Annotated in this window: 18 protein-coding genes; 12 read left to right on the forward strand and 6 right to left on the reverse strand. The window is 69.9% G+C overall.

The genetic code is table 11. From position 1 onward, the window contains the following. Positions 1-161 precede the first annotated feature (161 nt). Genes QSJ59_RS00505 through QSJ59_RS00520 form a run of 4 tightly spaced genes read left to right on the forward strand, consistent with a single transcriptional unit; the run spans position 162 to position 3866 of the window. The gene (locus tag QSJ59_RS00505) at positions 162-2462 is read left to right on the forward strand and encodes a sensor histidine kinase (protein ID WP_285756639.1); all 2301 of its coding nucleotides are present in this window, start codon (positions 162-164) and stop codon (positions 2460-2462) included. Further along, a complete protein-coding gene (locus tag QSJ59_RS00510; RefSeq protein WP_285756640.1) occupies positions 2459-2908 on the forward strand; it encodes a roadblock/LC7 domain-containing protein in 450 nt (149 codons plus the stop codon). Before QSJ59_RS00505 ends, QSJ59_RS00510 begins: the two co-directional genes overlap by 4 nt. Further along, positions 2905-3276: a DUF742 domain-containing protein gene (locus QSJ59_RS00515; RefSeq protein ID WP_285756641.1), complete on the forward strand. Its 372-nt coding sequence runs from the start codon at positions 2905-2907 to the stop codon at positions 3274-3276. The genes QSJ59_RS00510 and QSJ59_RS00515 overlap by 4 nt, the downstream gene beginning before the upstream one ends. 17 nt (positions 3277-3293) lie before the next feature. Then, positions 3294-3866: a GTP-binding protein gene (locus QSJ59_RS00520; protein ID WP_285756642.1), complete on the forward strand. Its 573-nt coding sequence runs from the start codon at positions 3294-3296 to the stop codon at positions 3864-3866. 103 nt (positions 3867-3969) lie between these two features. Here the strand turns inward: QSJ59_RS00520 and QSJ59_RS00525 are convergent, their stop codons facing one another. The 3 genes from QSJ59_RS00525 to QSJ59_RS00535 form a co-directional block, all read right to left on the reverse strand. Further along, positions 3970-4368, reverse strand: a complete 399-nt coding sequence (locus tag QSJ59_RS00525) for an STAS domain-containing protein (RefSeq protein WP_285756643.1) — start codon at positions 4366-4368, stop codon at positions 3970-3972. A gap of 118 nt (positions 4369-4486) precedes the next feature. Continuing rightward, entirely contained in the window at positions 4487-5923 is a 1437-nt protein-coding gene (locus QSJ59_RS00530; RefSeq protein WP_285756644.1) for a dihydrolipoyl dehydrogenase family protein, read from the reverse strand. 91 nt (positions 5924-6014) lie between these two features. Beyond that, on the reverse strand, positions 6015-7181 hold the full coding sequence (locus tag QSJ59_RS00535; RefSeq protein WP_285756645.1) for a magnesium and cobalt transport protein CorA: 1167 nt from the start codon (positions 7179-7181) through the stop codon (positions 6015-6017). A 280-nt stretch (positions 7182-7461) separates the two neighbouring features. On the opposite strand from QSJ59_RS00535, the gene QSJ59_RS00540 reads away from it, so the two are divergent. Beyond that, positions 7462-7773, forward strand: coding sequence for a hypothetical protein (locus tag QSJ59_RS00540; protein ID WP_285756646.1), 312 nt, complete (start codon positions 7462-7464; stop codon positions 7771-7773). 69 nt (positions 7774-7842) lie between these two features. Here the strand turns inward: QSJ59_RS00540 and QSJ59_RS00545 are convergent, their stop codons facing one another. Further along, positions 7843-9645 carry a hypothetical protein gene (locus tag QSJ59_RS00545; protein WP_285756647.1) on the reverse strand — a complete coding sequence of 601 codons (1803 nt, stop codon included), beginning with the start codon at positions 9643-9645 and terminating at the stop codon, positions 7843-7845. Positions 9646-10011: 366 nt separating this feature from the next. Continuing rightward, complete coding sequence (locus tag QSJ59_RS00550) at positions 10012-11013, reverse strand: EamA family transporter (protein ID WP_285756648.1); 1002 nt, start codon at positions 11011-11013, stop codon at positions 10012-10014. A 72-nt stretch (positions 11014-11085) separates the two neighbouring features. Between QSJ59_RS00550 and QSJ59_RS00555 the strand changes: the two genes are divergently transcribed. Further along, a complete protein-coding gene (locus QSJ59_RS00555) occupies positions 11086-12027 on the forward strand; it encodes a LysR substrate-binding domain-containing protein (protein ID WP_285756649.1) in 942 nt (313 codons plus the stop codon). Between the two features lie 325 nt (positions 12028-12352). On the opposite strand, the gene QSJ59_RS00560 is transcribed toward QSJ59_RS00555, so the two are convergent. Further along, the gene (locus QSJ59_RS00560) at positions 12353-13288 is read right to left on the reverse strand and encodes a LysR family transcriptional regulator (RefSeq protein WP_285756650.1); all 936 of its coding nucleotides are present in this window, start codon (positions 13286-13288) and stop codon (positions 12353-12355) included. Positions 13289-13437: 149 nt separating this feature from the next. Here QSJ59_RS00560 and QSJ59_RS00565 point away from each other — a divergent pair, with 149 nt between their 5' ends. From QSJ59_RS00565 to QSJ59_RS00590, 6 genes are all read left to right on the forward strand, one after another. After that, positions 13438-14370 (forward strand): magnesium transporter CorA family protein, encoded by a 933-nt coding sequence (locus QSJ59_RS00565; protein WP_285756651.1) that lies wholly within the window; start codon positions 13438-13440, stop codon positions 14368-14370. A 557-nt stretch (positions 14371-14927) separates the two neighbouring features. Then, positions 14928-15482, forward strand: coding sequence for a GNAT family N-acetyltransferase (locus QSJ59_RS00570; RefSeq protein ID WP_285756652.1), 555 nt, complete (start codon positions 14928-14930; stop codon positions 15480-15482). 128 nt (positions 15483-15610) lie between these two features. Continuing rightward, positions 15611-16603: an ABC transporter substrate-binding protein gene (locus QSJ59_RS00575; protein WP_285756653.1), complete on the forward strand. Its 993-nt coding sequence runs from the start codon at positions 15611-15613 to the stop codon at positions 16601-16603. 87 nt (positions 16604-16690) lie between these two features. Beyond that, entirely contained in the window at positions 16691-17380 is a 690-nt protein-coding gene (locus tag QSJ59_RS00580; RefSeq protein WP_285756654.1) for a pyridoxamine 5'-phosphate oxidase family protein, read from the forward strand. Between the two features lie 340 nt (positions 17381-17720). Beyond that, positions 17721-18893: a hypothetical protein gene (locus tag QSJ59_RS00585; RefSeq protein ID WP_285756655.1), complete on the forward strand. Its 1173-nt coding sequence runs from the start codon at positions 17721-17723 to the stop codon at positions 18891-18893. 200 nt (positions 18894-19093) lie between these two features. Further along, entirely contained in the window at positions 19094-21091 is a 1998-nt protein-coding gene (locus QSJ59_RS00590; RefSeq protein WP_285756656.1) for an FUSC family protein, read from the forward strand. The last annotated feature ends 9 nt before the right edge of the window (positions 21092-21100 follow it).

Below are 21100 nucleotides of genomic sequence, written 5' to 3' on the forward strand. Positions count from 1 at the left end.
GATCACGTGCACCCTTGCTGCCGTTAAGGGTTGCTATATCGGCTCTGGCGCGGTTAGCTCGGTTTTTCCTGCAGCCGCACCGGGCCGGCCAGCAGACGTCGCTGGCCGACGCCGTTTCGTCCCGCCCGAATCCCCCCGCCCATACGTCCAAGAGCGAGCCCATGAAGAAAGAGCAGCGCCGGTCGATCCGCGCACGCCTCGTAGCGCTGGCGCTCATCCCGAGCACCGCCCTGCTTGCCCTGTGGATCGCCATCACCAGCGTCCTGGTGGGCGACATGGTCGACCTCCGACGGAGCGCGGCCTTCACCGACACCATCGGCATGCCGGTGCTCAGCGTCATCACCGATCTCCAGGCCGAACGGCGCGCCACCATGGAGTACATCGCCGGTGACCGGACCGGACGCGTCGACTACCGCGCGGGTGTGCAGGAGGCCCGTGACCGAACGGACCAGACCATCGACGACTTCGCCGGCGCGCTGGGACGGGTCCCCGATCGTGCGCTGCCCTCCACCGCGCACAGCCGGATCGAGACGTTCGAGGACTACCTCGCGTCGCTCCCATTGCACCGTGCCGCGATGGACGCCATCGCCCCGAGCCGCGCCGGCGGCAGCCACCCCTTCGACATGGCGATCGAGGCCGGGCTGCTCATCTGGGACGTGCAGGTGGAGATCTCCGACCCCGCGCTGTCCCAGCAGGCTCGCAGTCTGACCTCGCTGATGCGCGCCCGCGAACTGCTCTCGCAGGAGGACGCCCTGATCGTCCACGCGGTGACCGCGGACTCCTTCACCATCACCGACCACGCCGACTTCTCCCGCGCGGTCGGGGCACAGCGCTACCTCTACACCCAGATCGCCCCCGAACTCAGCCCGCAGGAACGCGCGGCATACGACGAGGTGACCGGCACGGCCTTCTACCGAACCGTGCGCGAACTGGAGAACGACGTGATCACCGGCGGTCCCCTCCAGACAGGACTGCCCGTCAACAGCCAGGTGTGGAAGAACGCCCGGGTATCGGTGGACCTGGACTTCCAGCGGGTGGAGCGCGACCAGACCGACGCGGTCCTGGAGCAGGGCCGCCAGGCGTCCGTCGAACTCATGATCGGCGTCGTCGCCGTCAGCACGATGGCGCTGGCCGTGGTCGTGGCCTCGCTGCTGTTCTCCCTGCGCGTGGTCCGGGCCCTGGGACAGCGGCTGAACACTCTGCGCGACGCCACCCTGGACTACGCCCACACCCGGCTTCCCGACATCACCCGGCGGCTCAGAGCGGGCGAGCAGGTGGACATCGTCGCCGACGCCCCGATGCTCAGCACAGGCCCCCGGGACGAGATCGGCCAGGTGACCGAGGCATTCAACCTGGCGCAGCGGGCCGCGGTGGAGTCAGCGGCCGAAGAGGCCCGGCTTCGCGCGGGCGTGCGCAACGTCTTCCGCAATGTCGCACGCCGCGCCCAGACCCTGCTGCACCGCCAACTGGGCCTGCTGGACACCCTGGAGCAGTCAGAGACCCAGCCCGCGGTACTTGAGTCGCTGTTCAAGATCGACCACCTGAGCACCCAGATGCGCCGCAACGCCGACAACCTGATGCTGCTCACCGACGACCGCACCCTGGTCCGGCGCAGCGAGGAACCGCTCCCCCTGGGGCACGCGGTGCGCGCGGCCTCCAGCGAGATCGAGGCGTACGCCCGGGTCAAACTGCTGACCACCACCGAGGCCGCGCTGCGGGGGCCGGTAGCCGCGGACGTGGTGCGCCTGCTGGCAGAGCTTCTGGACAACGCAACCGTCTTCTCCCCTCCGCACACCCCGGTGATGGTGCGCGCCGAGGCATTGTCCAACGGCTACTACTCCCTGGAGGTCGAGGACCGCGGGCTGGGCATGACCGCCGAGGGCTACACCGAGGCGAACGAGCTCCTGAAAGGCACCTCGGAGGGGTTCAGCCTGGCCGACATGCGCGAGGACTCCCGCCTGGGACTGATCGTGATCGCGACCCTGGCCCAACGCCACCGCCTGAAGGTGACGCTGCGCCCCTCCCCCTACAACGGGACGCAGGCCATCGTGGTGCTTCCCCCCGAGGTCATCGCCGAGCCGGGTACGGCCACCGCCGCACCTGCGCTGCCGGCCCGCCTGACCGAGTCCCCCACCGGACCGCCGCCCCCCGCGCCGACGGCGCTCATGCCTGCGCGCCCGGCAACCCCCGCACCGCGCCGAAGCGCCCCGGCACCGCGCACGACCGCGGAATCCACCTACAAGGGCTTGCCCCGCAGGGTCCGCGGCACCAAAGGCACCCCGGATTCAGCCCCCGCTCCGCAGCCGGACCCCGTGGTGGAGCGCGCACCCGTGCGCCCCCACCCGCCGGCGCGAGAGCGGTCGCTGGAGGAGATCCGGGCCATGATGAGTTCCTTCCAACAGGGCACCCGGCACGGGCGCACCGGCAGCGGAAGCGACCACCACACCACGGAGGGCCGATGACCGATCCCACAACCACCGCTCCGACCACGGCACAACTGGACTGGCTGCTCAACGAGCTGGTGGAGCGGCTGCCCGGTGCACGCGAAGCGGTCCTGCTCTCGTCCGACGGCCTGCTGCTGTCCGCTTCCAGCCACACCGGGCAGGAACGGGCCGAGCGCATCAGCGCCATCGCCTCGGGCTTCTCCAGCCTGGCGCGCGGGGCCGCTCGCCAGCTCGCCGCCAACGAGGTCCGCCAGACCGTGGTCGAGATGGACAACGCCTTTCTCTTCGTGATCGCGGCCGGGAACGGGGCGTGCCTGAGCCTGGTCTCCGACGCCGAGGCCGACGTCGGCCTGGTCGCCTACGAGATCAACCGGCTCGTGCGCCAGGTCGGCCCGCACCTGTCCGCGCTGCCGCGCAACCGTCGCCCGGCAGCACCAGGATTTTCGGGCGGGGAGAACGGTTGAGCGTCACACCCGGAGACGGCTTCGGCGACGGAGGGGGCCGACTGATCAGGCCCTACTCGCTGACCGGCGGGCGCACCCGACCGTCCCGGTCGGATTTCGCCATGACCTCTCAGGTGGTGGCGGTTCCGATGATGCGCCGCGCGGTGGAGTTGGAGCCCGAACACCGTGCGATCCTGGTCGAGTGCGCGCGGCCCGCCTCCGTGGCCGAGATATCAGCCCGGGTTCGCCTGCCGCTGGGCGTCTTGCGCATCCTGCTCGCCGATCTTCTCGACGGCGGGCACGTGATGGTTCATGAGTCGACCTGGCAGCGCGAGCGGCCCGACGCTCAGACCCTGCGTTCCGTGATCGACCGCATCCGCGCTCTCTGAGAAGGAGACGACACGATATGTCCGACACCGCCGGGGTACTCCCCGACGCGTTGAAAATCCTGGTCGCCGGTGGGTTCGGCGCCGGAAAGACCACGCTGGTGGCGGCCCTGAGCGAAGTGGAGTCCCTGCACACCGAGGAGCTCATCACCGCCGAGAGCATCGGCGTGGACGACCTTCTCGGGGTCGAGGCCAAGACCACCACCACCGTCGCCCTGGACTTCGGCCGCATCAGCCTGGACGAGCGCACCGTCATCTACATGTTCGGCACTCCCGGACAACGGCGGTTCTCGTTCATGTGGGAGGAACTAGCCGAGGGTGCGCTGGGCGCGATCGTGCTCGCCGACACCCGCCGGCTGGAGGACTGCTTCGAGACCATCGACTTCTTCGAACAGCGCCAGGTTCCGTTCATCGTCGCCGTGAACTGTTTCAACGGCGTGCGCTCGCACCTTCCGGGCGACGTGCGCATCGCCTTGGACGTGGACTCCGGCGTCCCGGTGATGCTGTGCGACGCCCGCGAACGCGAATCCGTCAAACGCGTCATGATCGAACTGGTCTCGCACGTACTGGAACTCGAACTGTCGGGAGCATAGACGGTTCTGCTCCCGCTCACGGTTCCCGTCGACCGCACCCGACGGGACCGTCGGGCGGTGGCGGGGGTGCCTCGGGGACGGCCGGGGCACCCCTGCGTCATGGCTACTGGTCCGTCCCGGTTACTCCGGTGACCGGACCTTCCTCGTAGCGCTGGCGCGAGGTGTGGGTGAGGGCGGCCTCCACGATCGGGTAGATCTCGAAGGTCCGCTCCAGGTGCAGTGCGTACAGGACCCGCTGGGCCGGACCGGAGGGCTCGGCCAGCACCATGTGCCGCCCCTCCCCGGTCAGGATCCGATAGCACTCCATCAGGGCACGCACCCCGCTGAGGTCCATGAAGGCGACGGTGGAGAGATCGACCACCAGGCACTGGCACCGGTCCCGGTCGGTGGCGTGCAGCAGACTCGCGCACAACTGCGCGGCGTTTGCGATGTCGATTTCTCCGCGCACGGAGAACACCACCGCCTCACCGCACGGAAAGGACTCCCGGTTCTGTCCGGACATGCCGCTACGCCTCCCTTGACAACGCTTCGGCAGTTCCCCCCGTATACACCGATGATATCGATCCGGGCAGCGCCCTCGGACGCGAACGCCCGAATCACTCGGCTTTGCCGCCGCGGCTTCACCGACCGTACGTCTCCAACAGACGCAACCAGACCTCGCTGACCGTGGGAAACGACGGTACGGCGTGCCATAGTCGCTCCAAAGGCACTTCCCCCACCACGGCAACGGTCGCGGCGTGGATGAGTTCGCCCACTCCGGGGCCGACCAGAGTGGCTCCGACAACGACCTGACGGTCCTCGTCCACCACCATCTTGGCGCGCCCCCTGTACCCGGGATCGAACAACGTCGCCCCCGACACCGACCCCAGGTCGTACTCGACCGCGCGCACGCGCAGACCGGCCTCTCGTGCGGCGTGCTCCGTCAGACCCACCGCCGCGACCTCCGGTTCGGTGAAGATCACTTGGGGCACCGCGCGGTGGTCGGCCGTAGCCGCCCACCTGGTCCAGGGCCTGGGCTCGGCGGCCTCTCCCCGGGAACGGGCCGCAATGGTGTCACCCACCGCCCTGGCCTGGTACTTGCCCATGTGGGTGAGAGCGGCCCGACCGTTGACGTCGCCCACGGAGTACAGCCAGCCACCGGCCACTCCACGGACCCGGCAGTCGTCGTCGACGTCGGCGAGCGCCGCTGTGCCGAGGCCCAGCGCTTCCAGGCCGAGCCCGTCGGTGGCAGGACGCCGCCCGGTGGCCATCAGCAGTTCCGCAGCGGTCACGCTCTCCGAACGGCCGCCGGTGGTGAAACGGACGGTGCGTTCTCCGCCCGGGACACGCGACACCTCGACCGTTTCGGTCTCCATGCGTAGGTCCACACCCGCCTCACGCAGTGCGGCGGCCACCAGTTCGCCGGCGAACGGCTCGTTGCCGGCGAGAAGCCGCGGCCCGCGCACCAGTTGGTGCACCCGCGCGCCAAGGGAGCGCCAGGCCCAGGCGAGTTCGCAGGCGACGACGCCGCCCCCCACCACGACGAGGCTGTCTGGCACCGACTCCGCCGCCGTAGCCTCCCGGTTGGTCCAGGGCTGCGCCTGGGCCAACCCTGGGATCGGGGGCAGGACCGGCACGGACCCCGTGCACACTGCGACGGCCAGGCGTGCGGTGAGCGTCACGGTCGCGCCGTCGGGGCCGGTGGCCTCCACGATGCGCGGCGCGGTGATGCGTCCCCGTCCACGCACCAGGGTCACCCCCGCCCCCTTCAACCAGTCGGCCTGTCCGGAGTCGTCGAAGCCGGCGACCATCTCGTCGCGGCGCCGCAGGACGGCACGGGCGTCGATGACGCCGGTGACCGCCTGGGCGCTGCCCTGCACCGCCTTGGCCTGGCCCAGGGCTGCGGCCGGGCGCAACAGCGTCTTGCTGGGGATGCACGCCCAGTAGGAGCACTCCCCGCCCACGAGCCCGGCCTCGACCAGGGCCACCGACAGTCCTCCCGCGACCGCGCGGTCGGCCACGTTCTCCCCTGTGGGGCCGCCTCCGATGACCACCAGGTCGAATTCGTGCTCTGCCATCGCCCAACGCCTCGCTCTCCTCGTGGACACCGCGTCCGTGCCAGACCCTATGCCCGGGGGTGCGGCGGATACGCGGACGACACAGGCTGTTTCACAACCAGCCGCGGCGCTTGAAGAGCGTGTAGAGGACGACGCTGACGCCCACCATCAGTGCCACGGCCATCGGGTAGCCCAATTTCCAGTGCAGCTCGGGCATCGCGTCGAAGTTCATTCCGTAGACGCCGCCGACCACCGTCGGGGCGAATAATATTGCGGCCCATGACGAGATCTTCTTGACCTCCTCGCTCTGCGCATAGCTGGCCTCGGTGAGGTGCTTCATCTCCTCGTTCTGGGCCTGGCTGACCAGGGTGGCGTTGACGGTGAGGATCGAACCGAGCATCTGGCGAAACCCGTCCACCCGCTCGGCGACGATGGTGGCGTGGTCGGCGACGTCGCGCAGGTAGCGCTGTAGTTCTTCGCTGGTGCCGTACTTGTCGAAGCCGGCGACCAGGCCGTCCAGGATGTCCAGTAACGGCCGCGCCGCCCGTTGGAACTCGATGACCTCGCGGGAGAGCTCGTAGATACGCCGCGACACCTTGGGGTCGCCGTTGAAGACCTGGGTCTCGATCTCGTCGATGTCGTTCTGCAGGCCCGCGATGACAGGCGCGTAGCCGTCCACCACCGCGTCGAGGATCGCGTAGACCACGGCCTCGGGCCCCATGCTCAACAGCTCGGGGTCGCCCTCCAGACGACGGCGAACGATCGCAAGGTCGGGGGCCTGGCTATGGCGCACCGTCAACACGAAGTCCTGGCCGGTGAACAGGTGGATCTCGCCGAAGCGCACCTCCTCGACGTCGTCGAGGTAACGGGCGGCGCGCAGGACCACGAACAGCGTGTCGCCGTAACGTTCCAGCTTGGGCCGCTGGTGGGCGACGATGGCGTCCTCCACCGCGAGCTCGTGCAGCCCGAACTCATCGGCCGCGGCCAGCAGTTGGGTTTCGGAAGGCTGGTACAGCCCGATCCAGGCCATCGTCGAGCCTGGCCGTCCCGGCCCCGGGCGACGGGGCAGCCCCGGACCCGGCTGGGTGGGCTGGCGGTGCCCGTCCACATAGACGGCCGCGTCGATGACGCTCTTCTCGACGGGCTGCGGGGGCTGCTCTTCGTCCTCGGCCCTCGGGTCCATGGAGTATTCGGGCGCGTCGGCCTTCGACCGACGTTTGGCAGTGGCCACGGTGGGACGCAGGCTGGGCAGCCAGGAACGCATGCGCCGTTGCGACATCAGGTGACTCCCAAGACAGGTTGATCCGGTGCGACCGCCGGCAGCAAAAGCGTGCGAGCCCAGATGTGGCGGCGGGGACCGAGGGACGGACCGGTCGGGCGCGGCGGGACCGGAGGGGGTCGGACCGCTAATCCGTACTCGGAGGTTGGCCCATGATCGGCCTCACCTCCAGCGTGGTCCGTGGCCTGGGGATTACCAGCCTACCGCCCGGAGAGGCGTTTGGACTCCCCCGCAGGCGGTAGTGGCACCGCACTGTCGCCACCTGAAGGGATCCGTACAGATGGGTATCGCCGGGAGTCTGCTGTTCATTGCCCTGGGCGCGATTCTGGCGTTCGCGATCGAGATCGAGAGCGCCGGAGTGCTCAACATCAACACCATCGGATGGATCCTGATGCTCGTGGGCCTCATCGGCCTTGGGCTGCAGTTCATCACCTGGCGGCCGCGCAGGGCCACCGTCGTGGCCGACGGCCCCACCGACGGCCCCACCGGGGCTGCCGGGCGCGGTCCGCACCTGCGCGACGCCCGTGACGTCGGCCCCGTCGAGGACGACGGCCGCGGCCCGCACCTGCGCGATGCCGGACCCACGCCGTAACGGCGGACCTGACGACTGAGCGGGGCGGGCGCGGCCAGACGGCCGTGCCCGCCCCGCTCGACGGATCTCTCAGCGGCGCAGCAGGTCGCGGACGTTGACGAACAGCAGCGACACCACGACCAGCGCCAGGGGAACCAGAAGCGTGATCTGCCAACTGGCGATGAATGCGGCGATGATCGCGCCGACCACTCCGATCACGACGACGAAGATCGCGAGCCCGGTCAGGAACGACATGAGCTTGCGCCGCGCGAAGGCGTCGAAGGTCGCGAACAGCAGGACGGTCCCGGCCAGTGCCATCAGCATGGTCGCACCGTTGAGCGCCACGATCGTCACGCACAACGCGACGATCAGCAGCGGTGTGCTCAGCGCAGCCCAGACGTGCAGGAAGCGCGTCGGGCGCTGTTCCCCCGAGGCGTAGGGAAGGTGGGGTGAGTGGAGGTGCTCCTGGGGGGCGTGGGCCAGGGGCGCACCGCTCTCCAGTTCTGCGCGGTGCACGTCGCGTTCGTCGGCGAGCGTGGAGCGCTCCCGGTAGCGAGCGGCCAGCGCCTCTTCGGCGTCGGAGATCTTGGAGCGGTACTCCTTGGCCAGGGGCTCGGCGTGCGCGTGCCGGTTCAGCGAGATCTCGGCCGAGGACAGCCTGCGCAGGGCGTCGCGGTCGCGCACGATGTCGGCGTCGGCCTCGCTGATCCGCTCGTCCAGCTCGCCGATGTGGGCGACCAGTTGGGCGCGGGCAGCATCGGGGGTCGGTGCGACCTTTTGCAGGCCGACCCACCACAGGGGGTCGGCCCAGGAGCGCCGGATCGTGCCCTCCCGCTCATAGCGGGGGCCGCTGGGTGCGCGCTCACCGTCGAACCAATCGCGGGTGTCGCGCCCCCACAGGCCGCGGAAGCCCCGGACCCAAGGGGTTTCGTCGTCGATGACGACCGCGTCCCACTCCCGGTCTCCGCCGGGCCCCACGCGGGTGCCGTCACCGCGCGCGTAGTCGACGAAGGGCACGCCGATGCCGTGCCGGACGATGGGGCTGGTGGCCGGGAGGAAGCGCGTGGTCAGGCGGCGCCAGGCACGCACGAGTCCGCGCAGGGCGGCGGGATCCACCTGGATCAGGTAGTCGCCGGGCAGCATCTGGTGGGAGTGGGAGCCGGCGCCGACGAAGACCACCGGGTGGTCACCGTCTCGGTGGAGTTCGGGATCGTCCCAGCTGCGTCGCAGGTCGTCGCCGAGGTACTCGTGGGAGGAGGCCCCGACCCAGGCGGGACGGTACCCCCCTTCGGGGGTCTCCACCAGGTAGACGGTGACCTTCTCCCAGTCGGCCTCGTGGTCGTTGACGCCCCCGTAGATCGACCGCCAGTCGTTCATGGCGTAGAAGAACCAGTACTGCAGCGCGATGTAGCCGCCTTCGCGCACCACTCGGCCGTAGTAGGTGGCGCCGCCGGTGTCGAGGCGGTCGCGGTAGCGGGTGGCGGCCGCAGCCGCCAGTCCGCCTGGGACGGCACCGCGGATCAACAGTGAGAACTTCATGAGGACGTCGAGGACCCGTCCGAAGACGCCGACCGCCGCCAACCGCCCGCTCTTGGGGATGACCGGGTGGGAGACCCGTCGGAACCGGCGCGCCTCGGCACGCAGCGACGACTCCTGGACGAACCGCAGGTGCTGGTGCTGGCCGGGCCACTCGGCGTCGGCGCCGGCCAGACGCTCGGCGGTCAGCTCCCCCGCCGGCACGACCTCGCGTTCCTTGCCCCCGGGCAGGTCCAGCCAGAGACTGCAGCACTGTAGATAGCTCTCGATGTCACTGGGGAAGAAGAGCTCGCCCTTGGTGTACATCAGCACCGGCTCGAACGCCCGGAGCAGTTCCAGATCAGTTTTAGCGCCCATGATTGGGCCTGACATTAATGGATTCAACGGACGTTCTCTGCCTCACTAGGGACGGTTTCGGCTGCGTGGGTCACCATCGTGGCAGGTCGGTCATTACCGTCGTGCCAGGCGATCGGACCACCGCTTCGCTCGCGCCACTTGACGGGTGGTGCGTCGCACCGGCCGCACCAGCGGGTCTGCACCTTGGCGTGGTCGTCCGCCGCTGCGATCCGGCTCGTGCAAATCGGGCCGAAACGGCCTGGTTCGAGCGGCGCGCCACCATGTGGTGCGGGTTCGCGAGGACGGCCGTTGAACGCCGAAAAGACACTGGTGATCGTATTGGCGCGCTCGCGGTGTTGTGATCATCACAGCGGCCCGCGAAGGCTCTCACACAGCGGTGGGCTCGGGGAGGCGGCGTGCGTCGGCGCCGACGGGAGGCATCCATTCGGGCCGTTCGATGTCGGGGAGCGTGGGCGAGGACGGTTCGGGGGCCGGCGGCGCAGGCGGAGGTGCAGCGCTGTCGTGGCGGGTGGATCCCAACCCCGCGACGACCACCAGGGCCATTCCGACCAGTTGCACCGGCGTCGGGCTCTGCGCGATGACCATGACCCCCATGAGAAGGCTGACTGCGGGGTCCAGGCTGACGAACGTGCTGTAGGCGGTACGGCTCATCCGTTGCAGTGCCACCATCTCCAGCAGGAACGGCACCAGGGGGAACAGCAACGCGATGCCGAGGGTGAACAGCAGGACCCGCCAGTCGGGGGCTGCGATGACGCCCGGGGCGCCCAGTGGGGCGGTGACCGTGGCCGCAACCGTCATGGACAGTGCCAGTCCGTGCACCGCGCCGAAGCTGGAACCGACCCGCTGGGCGAGCACGACGTAGAGGGCCACGCACACTGCTCCGGCCAGGGCCAGGCCCACTCCCGCAAGATTGACCTCCGCCGCCCACGGGCTGGTCAGACAGACCACACCGGCTACTGCCGCCAGGATCCACCCCAGTTCGCGACGACGCCGCATGGCCAGCACCGCAACCGCCAGCGGTCCGAGAAACTCGATCGCGGTCGCGGTGCCCAGGTCGATCCGGGCCGTGGCCTCGGAGTAGAAGGCCATCATCCCCGCGCTGACCGTGCCCAGCATCACGACCGCCGCCAACTCTTTTCGCTGCGCTTCGCGCACGGCTCGCAACAGAGAGCGACCGCCGAGCGCAAGCAGGATGAGTGCCGCCCAGAGCAGGCGCAACCAGGTGACGGCGCCGGGGGTGGCCAGCTCGAACAGGCGCACGGCAAACGCACTGCCGGTGTGCAGCACCACCATGCCGACCAGCAGGAGGACGGGGGCGGGCACCTGGATCCGGGCACGCCGAAGCAGGGAGTGGGAAGAGATGATCACCCGACCAATTTGCTGCCGACCATCCGTTGCTGTCCAGGCACCAATAGCGAATGGACCGTATAGTTTTAGTCAATGGATTTGACGCGGTTGAGGCTCCTGGTGGAATTGGAGCGGTTGGGCACGATGGGCGCCGTCTCGGAGGTCACCGGGATGGGCACCTCCGCGATTTCCAAGCACCTCGCGGTGCTCGAGAAGGAAGCCGGAGTCGTCCTGCTCACCCCCGACGGACGCAGGGTCCGTCTCACCCCGGCCGGACATCGGTTGGCCGAGCATGCGGTCGACATCCTCGCCCGGGTGGAGGCGGCAAAGGCGGAGATGACAGGTGAGGGCGACCCCGTCGGCCGTGTGGACCTCGTGACGTTCATCAGCATGGCCGTACCGGTCGTGTTGCCCGCGTTGGAGCGGTTGCGCCTGGATCACCCCGGGATCGACGTGCGCCTTATCGAGCACGAACCCGACCAGGCACTGGAGCTGCTGCACAACGGTGACGCCGACCTCGGGTTGATCTACGAGTACAGCCTGGTCCCCCGCCGGATGCCCGAAACCCTGGCGCTGCACCGCATCGGCTCCGAGCCGCTGCTGCTGGCCCAGTCCGCGCGGTCCGCCGGCGGCGGACGCCGCACCATGACCAGGGAGCGGCTGAGCGAGTTGTCGGGGGCCTCCTGGATCGCCAACTCCCGGGGCAGCGACGAGGACGAGCTGGTGCAACGCATGTGCGGCGCAGCCGGTTTCCGCCCGCGTATCCGGCACCGCATCGACAACCTGGAAGCGGTCAACGCCGTGGTCGCCGCGGGGTGGGGCGTGGGTGTGATGCCCAAGCTGGCCGCACCCCGGCGTCGCGGGATCGCACTCACCCCTCTGGGCGGGCTGGGCGGTGTGCGGCGCATCTACCTGGTCGCGCGCACCGGCAGCTGGGCCTGGCGACCGATCCGCACGGTGGCGCACTACCTGCGCAGCACGGCTCGCGAGATCCTGGACGATGTCGACGAGGTCGAACCCCCCGAACAGGTCTGAGCGGCGACTGCAGACGTGTTCGGGGCAGCCGCCGATGCCTTCCGCGGCGCAGGTCGGCCCGTGCCGCTGCCACCGGTTCGAGGAGCAGGGGCTCGGAACACGCCCACACGTTCGGCTCTACGGAGCATCATCACACCGGCACGTTTTGCGGTCGGCTGGGCGCCGGTGGGACGGGAACCGGCGAGTGTCCCCAAAAAACGCAGTACGCCGTCGTTGAAGGCGGCGGGCTGCTCGATATTGGTCGCGTGCCCCGCCCTGCCGATCACGGCCGCTGATCCCCGGCGGGGTGACGGCTGCTGTATTGCCACTACGGCACGGCACACCGTCAGGTCGCGACACCCAGGATCATCGGACTGACCGACGGCACGGGAACCTTGCTTGCCGCTTTGCGCATGGCGGAGAGCAACGGTTCGGGGTCGGCCCCGGAGCGGGTGACCGCGACGATGTGGCGCCTAGGCGCTCCGCGCACGGAGCGCACCACGACGTTGGAGGCGGTCAGGCCGCTCCAGGCGAGCCTGGGCATGAGCGCCATGCCCAATCCTGCGCTGACCAGGGCGAGCGCCGCACTGAACTCGTCCACCGTGTGCACGACCCGGGGCTGGAAGCCCGTCTGGTGACAAGCCGCGGACACACAGTCGAACCAGGCCGTGCCCGGCGCCGACATGACCCAGTCCTCATCCGAGAGGTCCGCGGCCAGGTCCACCTCGGCGTACGCGGCGAGGGGATGGTCGTAGGCGAGGACGGCGTCCAGCGGCTCGACCATGATGGGGTGCAGCTGGAACTCCCCCGACCCCTTGGGCGGCAGGTGCACCGAGGACATGGTCACGGCGATGTCGAGGTCGCCGGTGCGCAGCAACTCGGTGCTCTCCTCCGGTTCGGCCTGCACGACCGAGAACCGCCAGCCGGGGTCGGTGCGGCGCAGCCCGGCGAGGGCCGGGGCGATCAGGTCGGAGATCCCGGTGGCGAACGACCCCACTCGGACGACCCCCAGCGATCCCTCGGTATAACGGACCAGGTCGGACTGGGCACGCTCCATCTCGGCGAAGATGACCTGTGCATGGTCCAGGAGCACCCTGGCCGCCCCGGTGAGCAGGAACCGACGCCCGCTCCGCTCGACGAGGGCAACCCCGGCATCCTTGGCAAGCGCCGCGAGCTGCTGGGAAATGGCCGAAGGGGTCACGTGGAGCGCCTCGGCCGTGGCCGCGACGGTGTGGTGCTTGTCAAGCGCTTGCAACAACTGCAAGCGCCGCACGTCGATCATGGGATCACCCTATGTGAGAGAACCAGGTTGTCGGCACGCCCGACCAGGCATGGAAGATGCGGTGCCGGTCGGCCTCCCGCACACGGTCCAGGACGCGCCCGGGCGCCTGTGGAGCGCTCGACCGGGTACGCGAATCCTAGAGTGGGCTCATGGCCCAGATCCTGTTGTACCGCGACCAGGAATCGACTGCGGACCCGGTGCCGCTCTCGGCGGTCGAACACTTGGCCGACGAGGACCATCCGGCCTGGGTAGGAGTCACCGGAGAGGAACAGGACCTCCTGGAAGAGCTCTCCCCCGCATTGGGCCTGCCCCAGGACCAGACCGTGATGGCGCACGCACACCGCAACCGTCCCTGGGCCTGGGACGATGACGGCCGTTTCGTCTTCACCGTGCACGTTCTGCTGGGCGGCCGGCAGGCTCCGCGCTTCACCACTCTGACCGTGTTCGCGACGAAGGCCCTACTGGTGACGGTGGGCCCAGACCTCTCCGAGGCACTGAGCGACGCGCGTCCGCGCCACGGGGTCACCGACCTGATGGGGACGCTCCTGGAGTGGCTGACAACGGGCTACCAGGAAATGGCGATGGACATCGACTCCGCGATCGACGACGTCGAGGGGATGATGTTCGAGGAGGGGCGCGCAGAAGTAGCGCTGGTGCAGCGCCGCAGCTACGAACTGCGCACGCGCGTGCTGCTGTTGCGCCGGGCGGTGATCCCGCTCAGCGAGATCCTGCACGGGGCGGCCAAGGGGCCGGGCGATCCCGGGCGCGGCGTGCAACGCTACCGGGAGGTGTCGGCCCAGCTCGACCACACGGCGCGTCTGACCGAGTCGCTGCGCGACATGCTGATCTCCCTGCTGTCGACCAACCTCAACATCCAGCAGGCGCGGCTCAACGTCACCATGAAGAAACTGACCGGGTGGGCCGCGGTGATCGCCATCCCCACGGCCGTGACCAGCTGGTACGGAATGAACGTCCCGTTGCCGTGGCAGAGCACCCTCTGGGGGGCGGCTCTGGCCAACTGCCTCGTGGTGGGGGCCGCCGCCCTTGTCTACTTCTCCTTCAAGCGGCGCGACTGGCTGTGAGCGGCCGCAGGAACCCTCGCCGGTGTGGGCGCACGAGCCGGCTCCGCGCTGGCTCTTCGACACGGAACCGGAGCGGAAAACACGTGTGTGCACACCGGTCTCTGTGGGCAGGGGGGACGACAAGCCCGCATCGGAACGTGTTCGCATCATCACTATCTGTTGAGACGAACGGTTCGGTGGTGCACGCGCTCCCGGCCGCCACGCGATCCGATCACCCGGGGTGAAGCGCCGCGGCATCCGAAGCGGCGGACAAGAGCGGTGCGACTGAAACGCGGATTTCACCCGTACGCCCCGGCCTCCGCGGCGGATGGCGCCCGCTCCGGGGGCGGCGAGATCCCGGAACGAGGCGGAGAGACCACTTGCTCCACCGAATCCGCCAGATGTGAAAATCTTCAAAACTTTCCCAACCGACACGAGCACACTTCCTTTTCCTGAGCTGCACCCACGACACCCTTGCCCTACGCGTAGGCTCGCACTTACAGCTCAGGATCACGAAGGCCCGGAACCTTCCGGCCTGAACGGTCAGCGTCGTCCTGAACAGATCGGGTGAGAAAAAGATGCAAAATTCGCTGGAGACCGAACCTCGCGCAGAAGTTTCGGACGTGCTGCGCTTTCGCTACATCGGCTCCTTCGAGGTAGAGGAGCTCTCCGGCCTGTGGGGAGCCCTGCACCGTCACCACACGGCGATCGCCTCACATTTGGAAGATCTGATCACCTCCGTCGAGGAAGGCGAATCCTGGCGCCGGCGCCGAGCGCGCTACCTGGAGTGGCTGGCCGACCCCGACACGATCGCCGTCGTCGCCGAGCACGACGGGGTCGACGCCGGCTATGCGATGGTCACCGTGCGCGAGGACCAGCGAGGTTCCTGGGACCGCGGCGAGCGGGTCGCGATCGTGCAGACCCTGTCGGTGCACCCCGACCACGCCGTGGCCCACATCGGCGGAGGCCTGCTGGACGAAGTGCGCCGCCAACTCGGTGCGATCGGTGTGCGCGACCTCGAACTGCCCGCGGTGGCCGGCAACGCCGAGGCCATGCGGTTCTACGAGGAGCAGGGCTTTCGCCCCTTCGTCACCACGATGGTCTCGCGCATCGGTGCGGGTCCGCACGACTGATTCCACGGACGCGACGGCGCCGGGGGCCCGACCGACGAGGTCGGGCCCCCGGCGCCGTCGCGTCCGGCCGGGTTAGCCTGCCCCTGCGGGGCTGCCCGCCCGGGTGGCGCACGAGGGTTGGAGCGCGCATGACCACGTCCCCACTGACCGCAGCGGCAGCACTGCTGGTCGCTGTCCTGGCACTGAGCGGCTGCGCTGACCCCGGTCCGCCCTCGGCGGGTTCGGACAGCGACAACGCGACCAGGGTGGTCCGGGCTGCCAACGGAGAAGTCGAGATCCCGGCCGCCCCCGAACGGATCGCTGTACTGTGGCGCCCCACCCTGGCGGCTGTGACCCAATTGGGCTTCGCACCGGTGGCGAGCATGGGGGACCCCGGCGCCGAGGACGGCGGCCTGAGCCCCTACCTGCCCGAAGGCCATTCCCCCGCGCCGCTGCTGGTCGCCACGGGGCCGGGCGAGGCCGAGATCAACGTCGAGGAATTGGCGGGGGCCGCTCCGGACCTGATCATCGGGGTGTCCACCCAGACGGGGGATCAGGCGGCGCAGTTGCCGCGCCTGAGCGAGATCGCCCCGACCGTGCTACTGGATTGGGAGGGCACGGGCTCCTGGGTGGCCCACCTCACCGAGGTCGCCGAGGTACTGGACGCCTCCGCAGCGGCCGAGGAGGCGCAAGCGGCCTACGAAACCGCGGTGGCCGAGGTGCGGTCGGAGATCGGCGCCCCGTCCGGCACCGAGGTGTCGCTCATCCGACTGCAGAGCGAGGCAGAAGTGCGATTCGAGACACCGCGGTCCTTCGCCGGTCAGGTGATCGACGACCTCGGCCTGAGCCGCCCCGAGGGTCAGCGCACACCGACCGGTTCGGCCGACTACAACTCGGCCAGCTACGAGAACCTGGCCGAAGGCGACGCCGACATGGTCTTCGTGTTCGCCGCAGGCGGCTATGCCGACCAGGCGCCCCGGGCTTTCGACACCGGGGTGTGGGCACAGTTGCGGGCCGTGCGCGAGAAACAGATCTTCCTCATGGACGCCTCCACCTGGGGGGCTCCCGGCTATCCCGCGGCCCATCGCATCCTGTCCGACGTGCGTGCGGCCTTCAACGGGGAGCTCTCCCCGGCGGTATGAGCCAGGCGCTCGGCCTCCCCTTCGACCATCACCCCTGCTAACATCGCCATACATAAAAAACTTTGTACCCACACAAAAGAGGGCACTGTGAGCCACCCGCCGGCCCCGACCGACTACACCCCCACCCCGCGCAGCACCCCCACCCGCAACCGCGACCGGGCGCACTACGACACCGCGACCGTGCACGCCATCCTCGACGCCGACTTCATCTGCCACATGGGCTTCATCGCCGATGACGCGCCCGTGGTGCTGCCCACCCTCTACGCCCGAGTCGACGACCGCCTCTACCTGCACGGCTCCAGTGGGAGCCGGCCACTGCGCAACGCCACCGGCGCAGGTCTCGCAGTGTGCGTCACCGTCACCCTCACCGACGGCCTGGTCCTGGCCCGCTCGGCGATGCACCACTCGCTGAACTACCGCTCCGTCGTGGTGCACGGCACCGCCGAACGCGTCACCGAACAGGCCGAACTCGACCTCGCCTTCACCTCGCTGGTGAACCAGGTGGTGCCGGGCCGGGCCGGGGACTGCCGCGCACCTTCTCCCAAGGAGCAGGCACAGACAGCGGTGCTGCGACTGGACCTGGAGGAGGTGTCGGCGAAGGTGCGCACCGGCGGCGTCGGCGACGCGCCCGAGGATCTGGGACTGGCGCACTGGGCAGGGGTCGTCCCGGTGCGACGGGTCCTGGGCGAACCGGTGCCCGACCCCGCCCTGCCGGCCGGAACCCGGCAACCCGGCTACCTGCGCGCGGCGGTCGAGTCGGCCCGCCAGGCCATTTGAGACGAGCCTCACAACAGCGACGTTTATCCAGTTCAACGACGCTTTGCCTCCTCTTCTCCGCCTTCGGGCGCGCGACGGGGTGCGGCAGGCCCCGGCGGGCGGATAGGTTCTGCGGGTGGCCCGGCAGTTGGTCCGCCATCGTCGACCCGATGGCGTCGACCCACCGACCACAGCCCGCAGCGCGCGCCGACCCGCCGTGTGCGGGCGTTCGGCGGCACTTCGCCCGGCGCTGCGCGCGCCGGGCGGTGCCGCCCCACCGGCCCCCACCGGTAACGATTGCGGGCACCGGCAGTGCACGTCCGCCGCCACCTGGGCCGCACCAACCGCTACCCTCGTCGGCGTGGCCGACAGCGATGCGAATACCTGCAACTATCCCGGATGCACCCGAGAGGTGCCCCGTGGCACTTCCCCCGGCCGCCCACCCGAGTACTGCGACCTGCCCGAACACACTCGCTGGCGAGCCTGGCGCGAACGTCAGCGGCTACAGCAGGAGGCGGTGGCCGCCGAGGAACAGCACCGCGAGGCCGAGAACACATCCGTGTCCGTGCCCGCCGCCCGCCCGGGAGGTGATCCTGCTCCCATCACCAGCGCACGGCTGCGCGCCGACGAACTTCTGACCCGCTTCGCGGTCCAGGCCGAACAGCTCACCGCCACTCTCGCGTCGGCGACCACGGCGTTCACCGCGATGAGCGACCCTGCCAACGCCGAAGCGCAGGTCGAAGCGGCCCGGGTCGCCGCGGCACGACGGATCGCCGAGGCCGACGAGGCGCGGTTGGCCTCCGACAACGACCGCCGCGCTGCCGAACGCGCCCGCAAGGAAGCCGAGGCCGAGGCCGCCAGGGCCCGCGAGGCGGCCGACTCGGCGATCGGCGCGGCCGGCTCGGCCGAGCGCATGGCCGATCAGGCCATCACCGCCCGCCAAGAGGCACTGGAGGCGGGCGCGGCCGCGACAGCCCTGGCCCAGGCCACAGCCGTCGAACGCGACGAGGCGCTTCAGGCGCGCGAGGCGGCGGCGGCCGAGGCCGAAGCCGCACGCGGCGAGACCGAGCGGGTGCGTACCGAGGCGACCCACCGGGTCGAGCGTGAACGCGCCGCGGCCGCGCTGCGCCTCAGCGAGGTCCAGGAGCACGCGGCAGCCGAGCACACCCGCCTGAGCGAACGGCTGGACGCCCTTCAGGAACAGCTGGGCGAGGCGACGGCGGCCCGCGACACCGCCACCGCGCTGGCCGAACGCACCAACGAGCAGGCGGCCCAGGACCGCGCCGAACGCGATCGTCTTGCGGCCGAGGTGGAGCGGGTCCGCGAGGCGGCCCGCGCCGACCTCAACGAGCAGCGATCCGGTGCTGCCGCAGCCCTGGCCGAGACCCGGGAGGCAGCGGCCCAGCGCCTGGCCGCGGTGGAGGACGCACGCACCCAGGTCCTGCACCGCGCGCAACGCGCCGAAGCCCAGCTCGACGACGCACTGGCCGAACTGAAACAGCTGCGTGCGGCGACGCCTGCCGACGGCTCCTGAACCCCCGGTTGCGCGGCACCGGTGCCGCGCAACCGGGAGGACCAGCGCGCCCGCTGGCCCGGCTCCTCCCGATTCCTCCTACGATTGGGCGTGTGCATGATCAGGGGGCGAACGGCAGCGAATCGGCGGACGCAGACCCGCAGGAGTGGAATCCTCCATCCCGGGTGCGGGCGCGGGTCGCTGAGCGACCGCGCCAACGGATGGACCTGAAAGCACTCTTCGGGCTCGCCTCGGGACGCTTCGCCTGGACCATCGCCGCAAAGGCGGCCATCGCCATGAGCTCATCGTTCGCCCTGGTCGCCTTCCTGTTCGGGCCCGCGGCGGGATCATTGGCGGCGCTGGGCTCGATGACCGTGCTCTACGAGAAGAACACGCCCTACACCCATCGCGCCCTCTCCCTTGGTCTTATCGCGCTGGGCTTCGCGGCCAGCGTCGCGATCGGGTCCGTGGCCTCGGTGTCGCTGTGGTCGGGCGCGCTGGCGATCGGCTTGGTGGCCGGAGTCTCGACCTGGCTGTGCCAGTCGCTGCGGGTGGACGTTCCTGGACCGTTCTTCTTCGTACTGGTCTGCGCCATCGCCACGATCGCCCCCGGCGGCCTGGCAGCGGCGCCCGCGCACACCGCGACGGCTGCCATCGGTGCCGCGATCGGCTGGCTGGTGTCCATGGTGGGTGCGCCCTTCCGTGCGCGCCATCCCGAGAACCGCGCCGTGGCCGAGGCGTTTCGCCAGTTGGCCGCGTTGCTGCGGGCGATCGGCACTCCCCGGGTCGACCATGTCCAGCACCAGGCGTCCCTGGCGGTGTCCAATGCCTGGCGTGTGGTGCTACAGGCCCAGACCCGCGGTTACCGCGACACCCCCGACGCCGCGCGGCTGCGCGCCCTGCTTCGCTGGGTGTCCGACATCCACCTGGCCGCCACCGAGGTGTCGCTGGCCCGTTCCGAACCGCTGCCAGCGGTGGCCTCGAACTTCGCCGAGGGCCTGGCCGTTGCGGTGGGCCGACCGTTGCTGTCGCCCGATCCCGACGGCCTGGACGAGATCCGCAAGGGTCTTCGGCCGCGCTCGTTGGAGTCGCGGCTGTACAGCAACCTGGCCCGCGCCGCCCAGAGCGCCCGCAAGCGCGACCACGAGGTGGAGGGGCTCGGCGGAAAACTGCACGACCGCCGCAACCCGCCCGCGATGGACTCGCTGCGGTCGGGGTTGAGCCGCAAATCCCTGATCCGGCCGACCGCACTGCGCATGGGGATCACCGTGGCCGCAGCCGGTCTGCTGGCCATCGCGCTGGGCTTCGACCGCTACTACTGGGTCTCCATCACCGCCGCCTCGGTGCTGCAGGGCGGCAACGTGGTCCTGACCGCCAACCGGTCGGCCCAACGTGCGCTGGGAACGGTGCTGGGCGTGGTCATCGGGGCGGGCATTCTCATGACCTCGCCCCCGCTGTGGGTGGTGATCATCACCGCGGCGCTGTTCCAGGCACTGGCCCAATTGGTGATCGCCCGCAACTTCTTCTACGCCAGCATCGCGCTGACACCGATGGCGTTGCTCGTCGCCTTCACGGCGTCGCCCTACCCGGTGGACCAGCTGGCGCAGGCACGCGTGGTGGACAGCGTCGTCGGGGCGTTCGCCGGCATCCTGGGCGCACTGCTGCTGTGGCGCAAGGCATCGGCTGCGCGACTGCCGCAGACCATCGTCACGGTCCTGGGCAGCTCCCAGGCGGTCCTGATGGAGGTCCTGGACCCGCAGGTGGAGATCACGCCGGAGCGGCGCTACCGGCTGCGCCGTGACCTGCGTCGCGACCTGCTGAGCCTGCGCGGCGTCTACGACAGTGCCATCGGCGACGTCCCCCGCGCCGAGCACACCCGGCCGCTGTGGCCGGTGGTCATCGCCACCCAGCGCATCGGCTACCTGGCGCTGTCGGCGCTGGCGTTGGAGGAGGCCCCTCCGGCCTCCCAGATCACCCTGCAACGACTGGGCCTGGCCTTCGACGAACTCGCGGCGTCGCTGGTGGAACGGCGGACTCCGCGGCTGGGTGCACTTCCGCGACTGGTGGATTATCCACGCATCAACATGGAACTGCGTGCGCTGTCGTCGTCGATGCGCAGCGCGGTGGCCACCGACGAACGCGACGCCACCGCCGAACAGCAACTTCGGGCACAGCGCGAGCAGCGCCGCGCCCGGGACGAGGTGACCGGGGATCTCTGACCCCCTCGG

The sequence above is a fragment of the Nocardiopsis ansamitocini genome, assembly GCF_030268225.1.
In the GTDB taxonomy this organism is placed as follows: Bacteria; Actinomycetota; Actinomycetes; order Streptosporangiales; family Streptosporangiaceae; genus Nocardiopsis_D; species Nocardiopsis_D ansamitocini.

What these genes read in the sequence shown, in the direction of transcription:
- QSJ59_RS00520 (WP_285756642.1), top strand. Translation starts at nt 3,294, where the DNA reads ATGTCCGACACCGCCGGGGTACTCCCCGACGCGTTGAAAATCCTGGTC.
- QSJ59_RS00555 (WP_285756649.1), top strand. Translation starts at nt 11,086, where the DNA reads ATGGATTTGACGCGGTTGAGGCTCCTGGTGGAATTGGAGCGGTTGGGC.
- QSJ59_RS00575 (WP_285756653.1), top strand. Translation starts at nt 15,611, where the DNA reads ATGACCACGTCCCCACTGACCGCAGCGGCAGCACTGCTGGTCGCTGTC.
- QSJ59_RS00535 (WP_285756645.1), bottom strand. Translation starts at nt 7,181, where the DNA reads ATGTCGCAACGGCGCATGCGTTCCTGGCTGCCCAGCCTGCGTCCCACC.
- QSJ59_RS00540 (WP_285756646.1), top strand. Translation starts at nt 7,462, where the DNA reads ATGGGTATCGCCGGGAGTCTGCTGTTCATTGCCCTGGGCGCGATTCTG.
- QSJ59_RS00505 (WP_285756639.1), top strand. Translation starts at nt 162, where the DNA reads ATGAAGAAAGAGCAGCGCCGGTCGATCCGCGCACGCCTCGTAGCGCTG.
- QSJ59_RS00530 (WP_285756644.1), bottom strand. Translation starts at nt 5,923, where the DNA reads ATGGCAGAGCACGAATTCGACCTGGTGGTCATCGGAGGCGGCCCCACA.
- QSJ59_RS00525 (WP_285756643.1), bottom strand. Translation starts at nt 4,368, where the DNA reads ATGTCCGGACAGAACCGGGAGTCCTTTCCGTGCGGTGAGGCGGTGGTG.
- QSJ59_RS00590 (WP_285756656.1), top strand. Translation starts at nt 19,094, where the DNA reads ATGGACCTGAAAGCACTCTTCGGGCTCGCCTCGGGACGCTTCGCCTGG.
- QSJ59_RS00510 (WP_285756640.1), top strand. Translation starts at nt 2,459, where the DNA reads ATGACCGATCCCACAACCACCGCTCCGACCACGGCACAACTGGACTGG.
- QSJ59_RS00545 (WP_285756647.1), bottom strand. Translation starts at nt 9,645, where the DNA reads ATGGGCGCTAAAACTGATCTGGAACTGCTCCGGGCGTTCGAGCCGGTG.
- QSJ59_RS00560 (WP_285756650.1), bottom strand. Translation starts at nt 13,288, where the DNA reads ATGATCGACGTGCGGCGCTTGCAGTTGTTGCAAGCGCTTGACAAGCAC.
- QSJ59_RS00565 (WP_285756651.1), top strand. Translation starts at nt 13,438, where the DNA reads ATGGCCCAGATCCTGTTGTACCGCGACCAGGAATCGACTGCGGACCCG.
- QSJ59_RS00570 (WP_285756652.1), top strand. Translation starts at nt 14,928, where the DNA reads ATGCAAAATTCGCTGGAGACCGAACCTCGCGCAGAAGTTTCGGACGTG.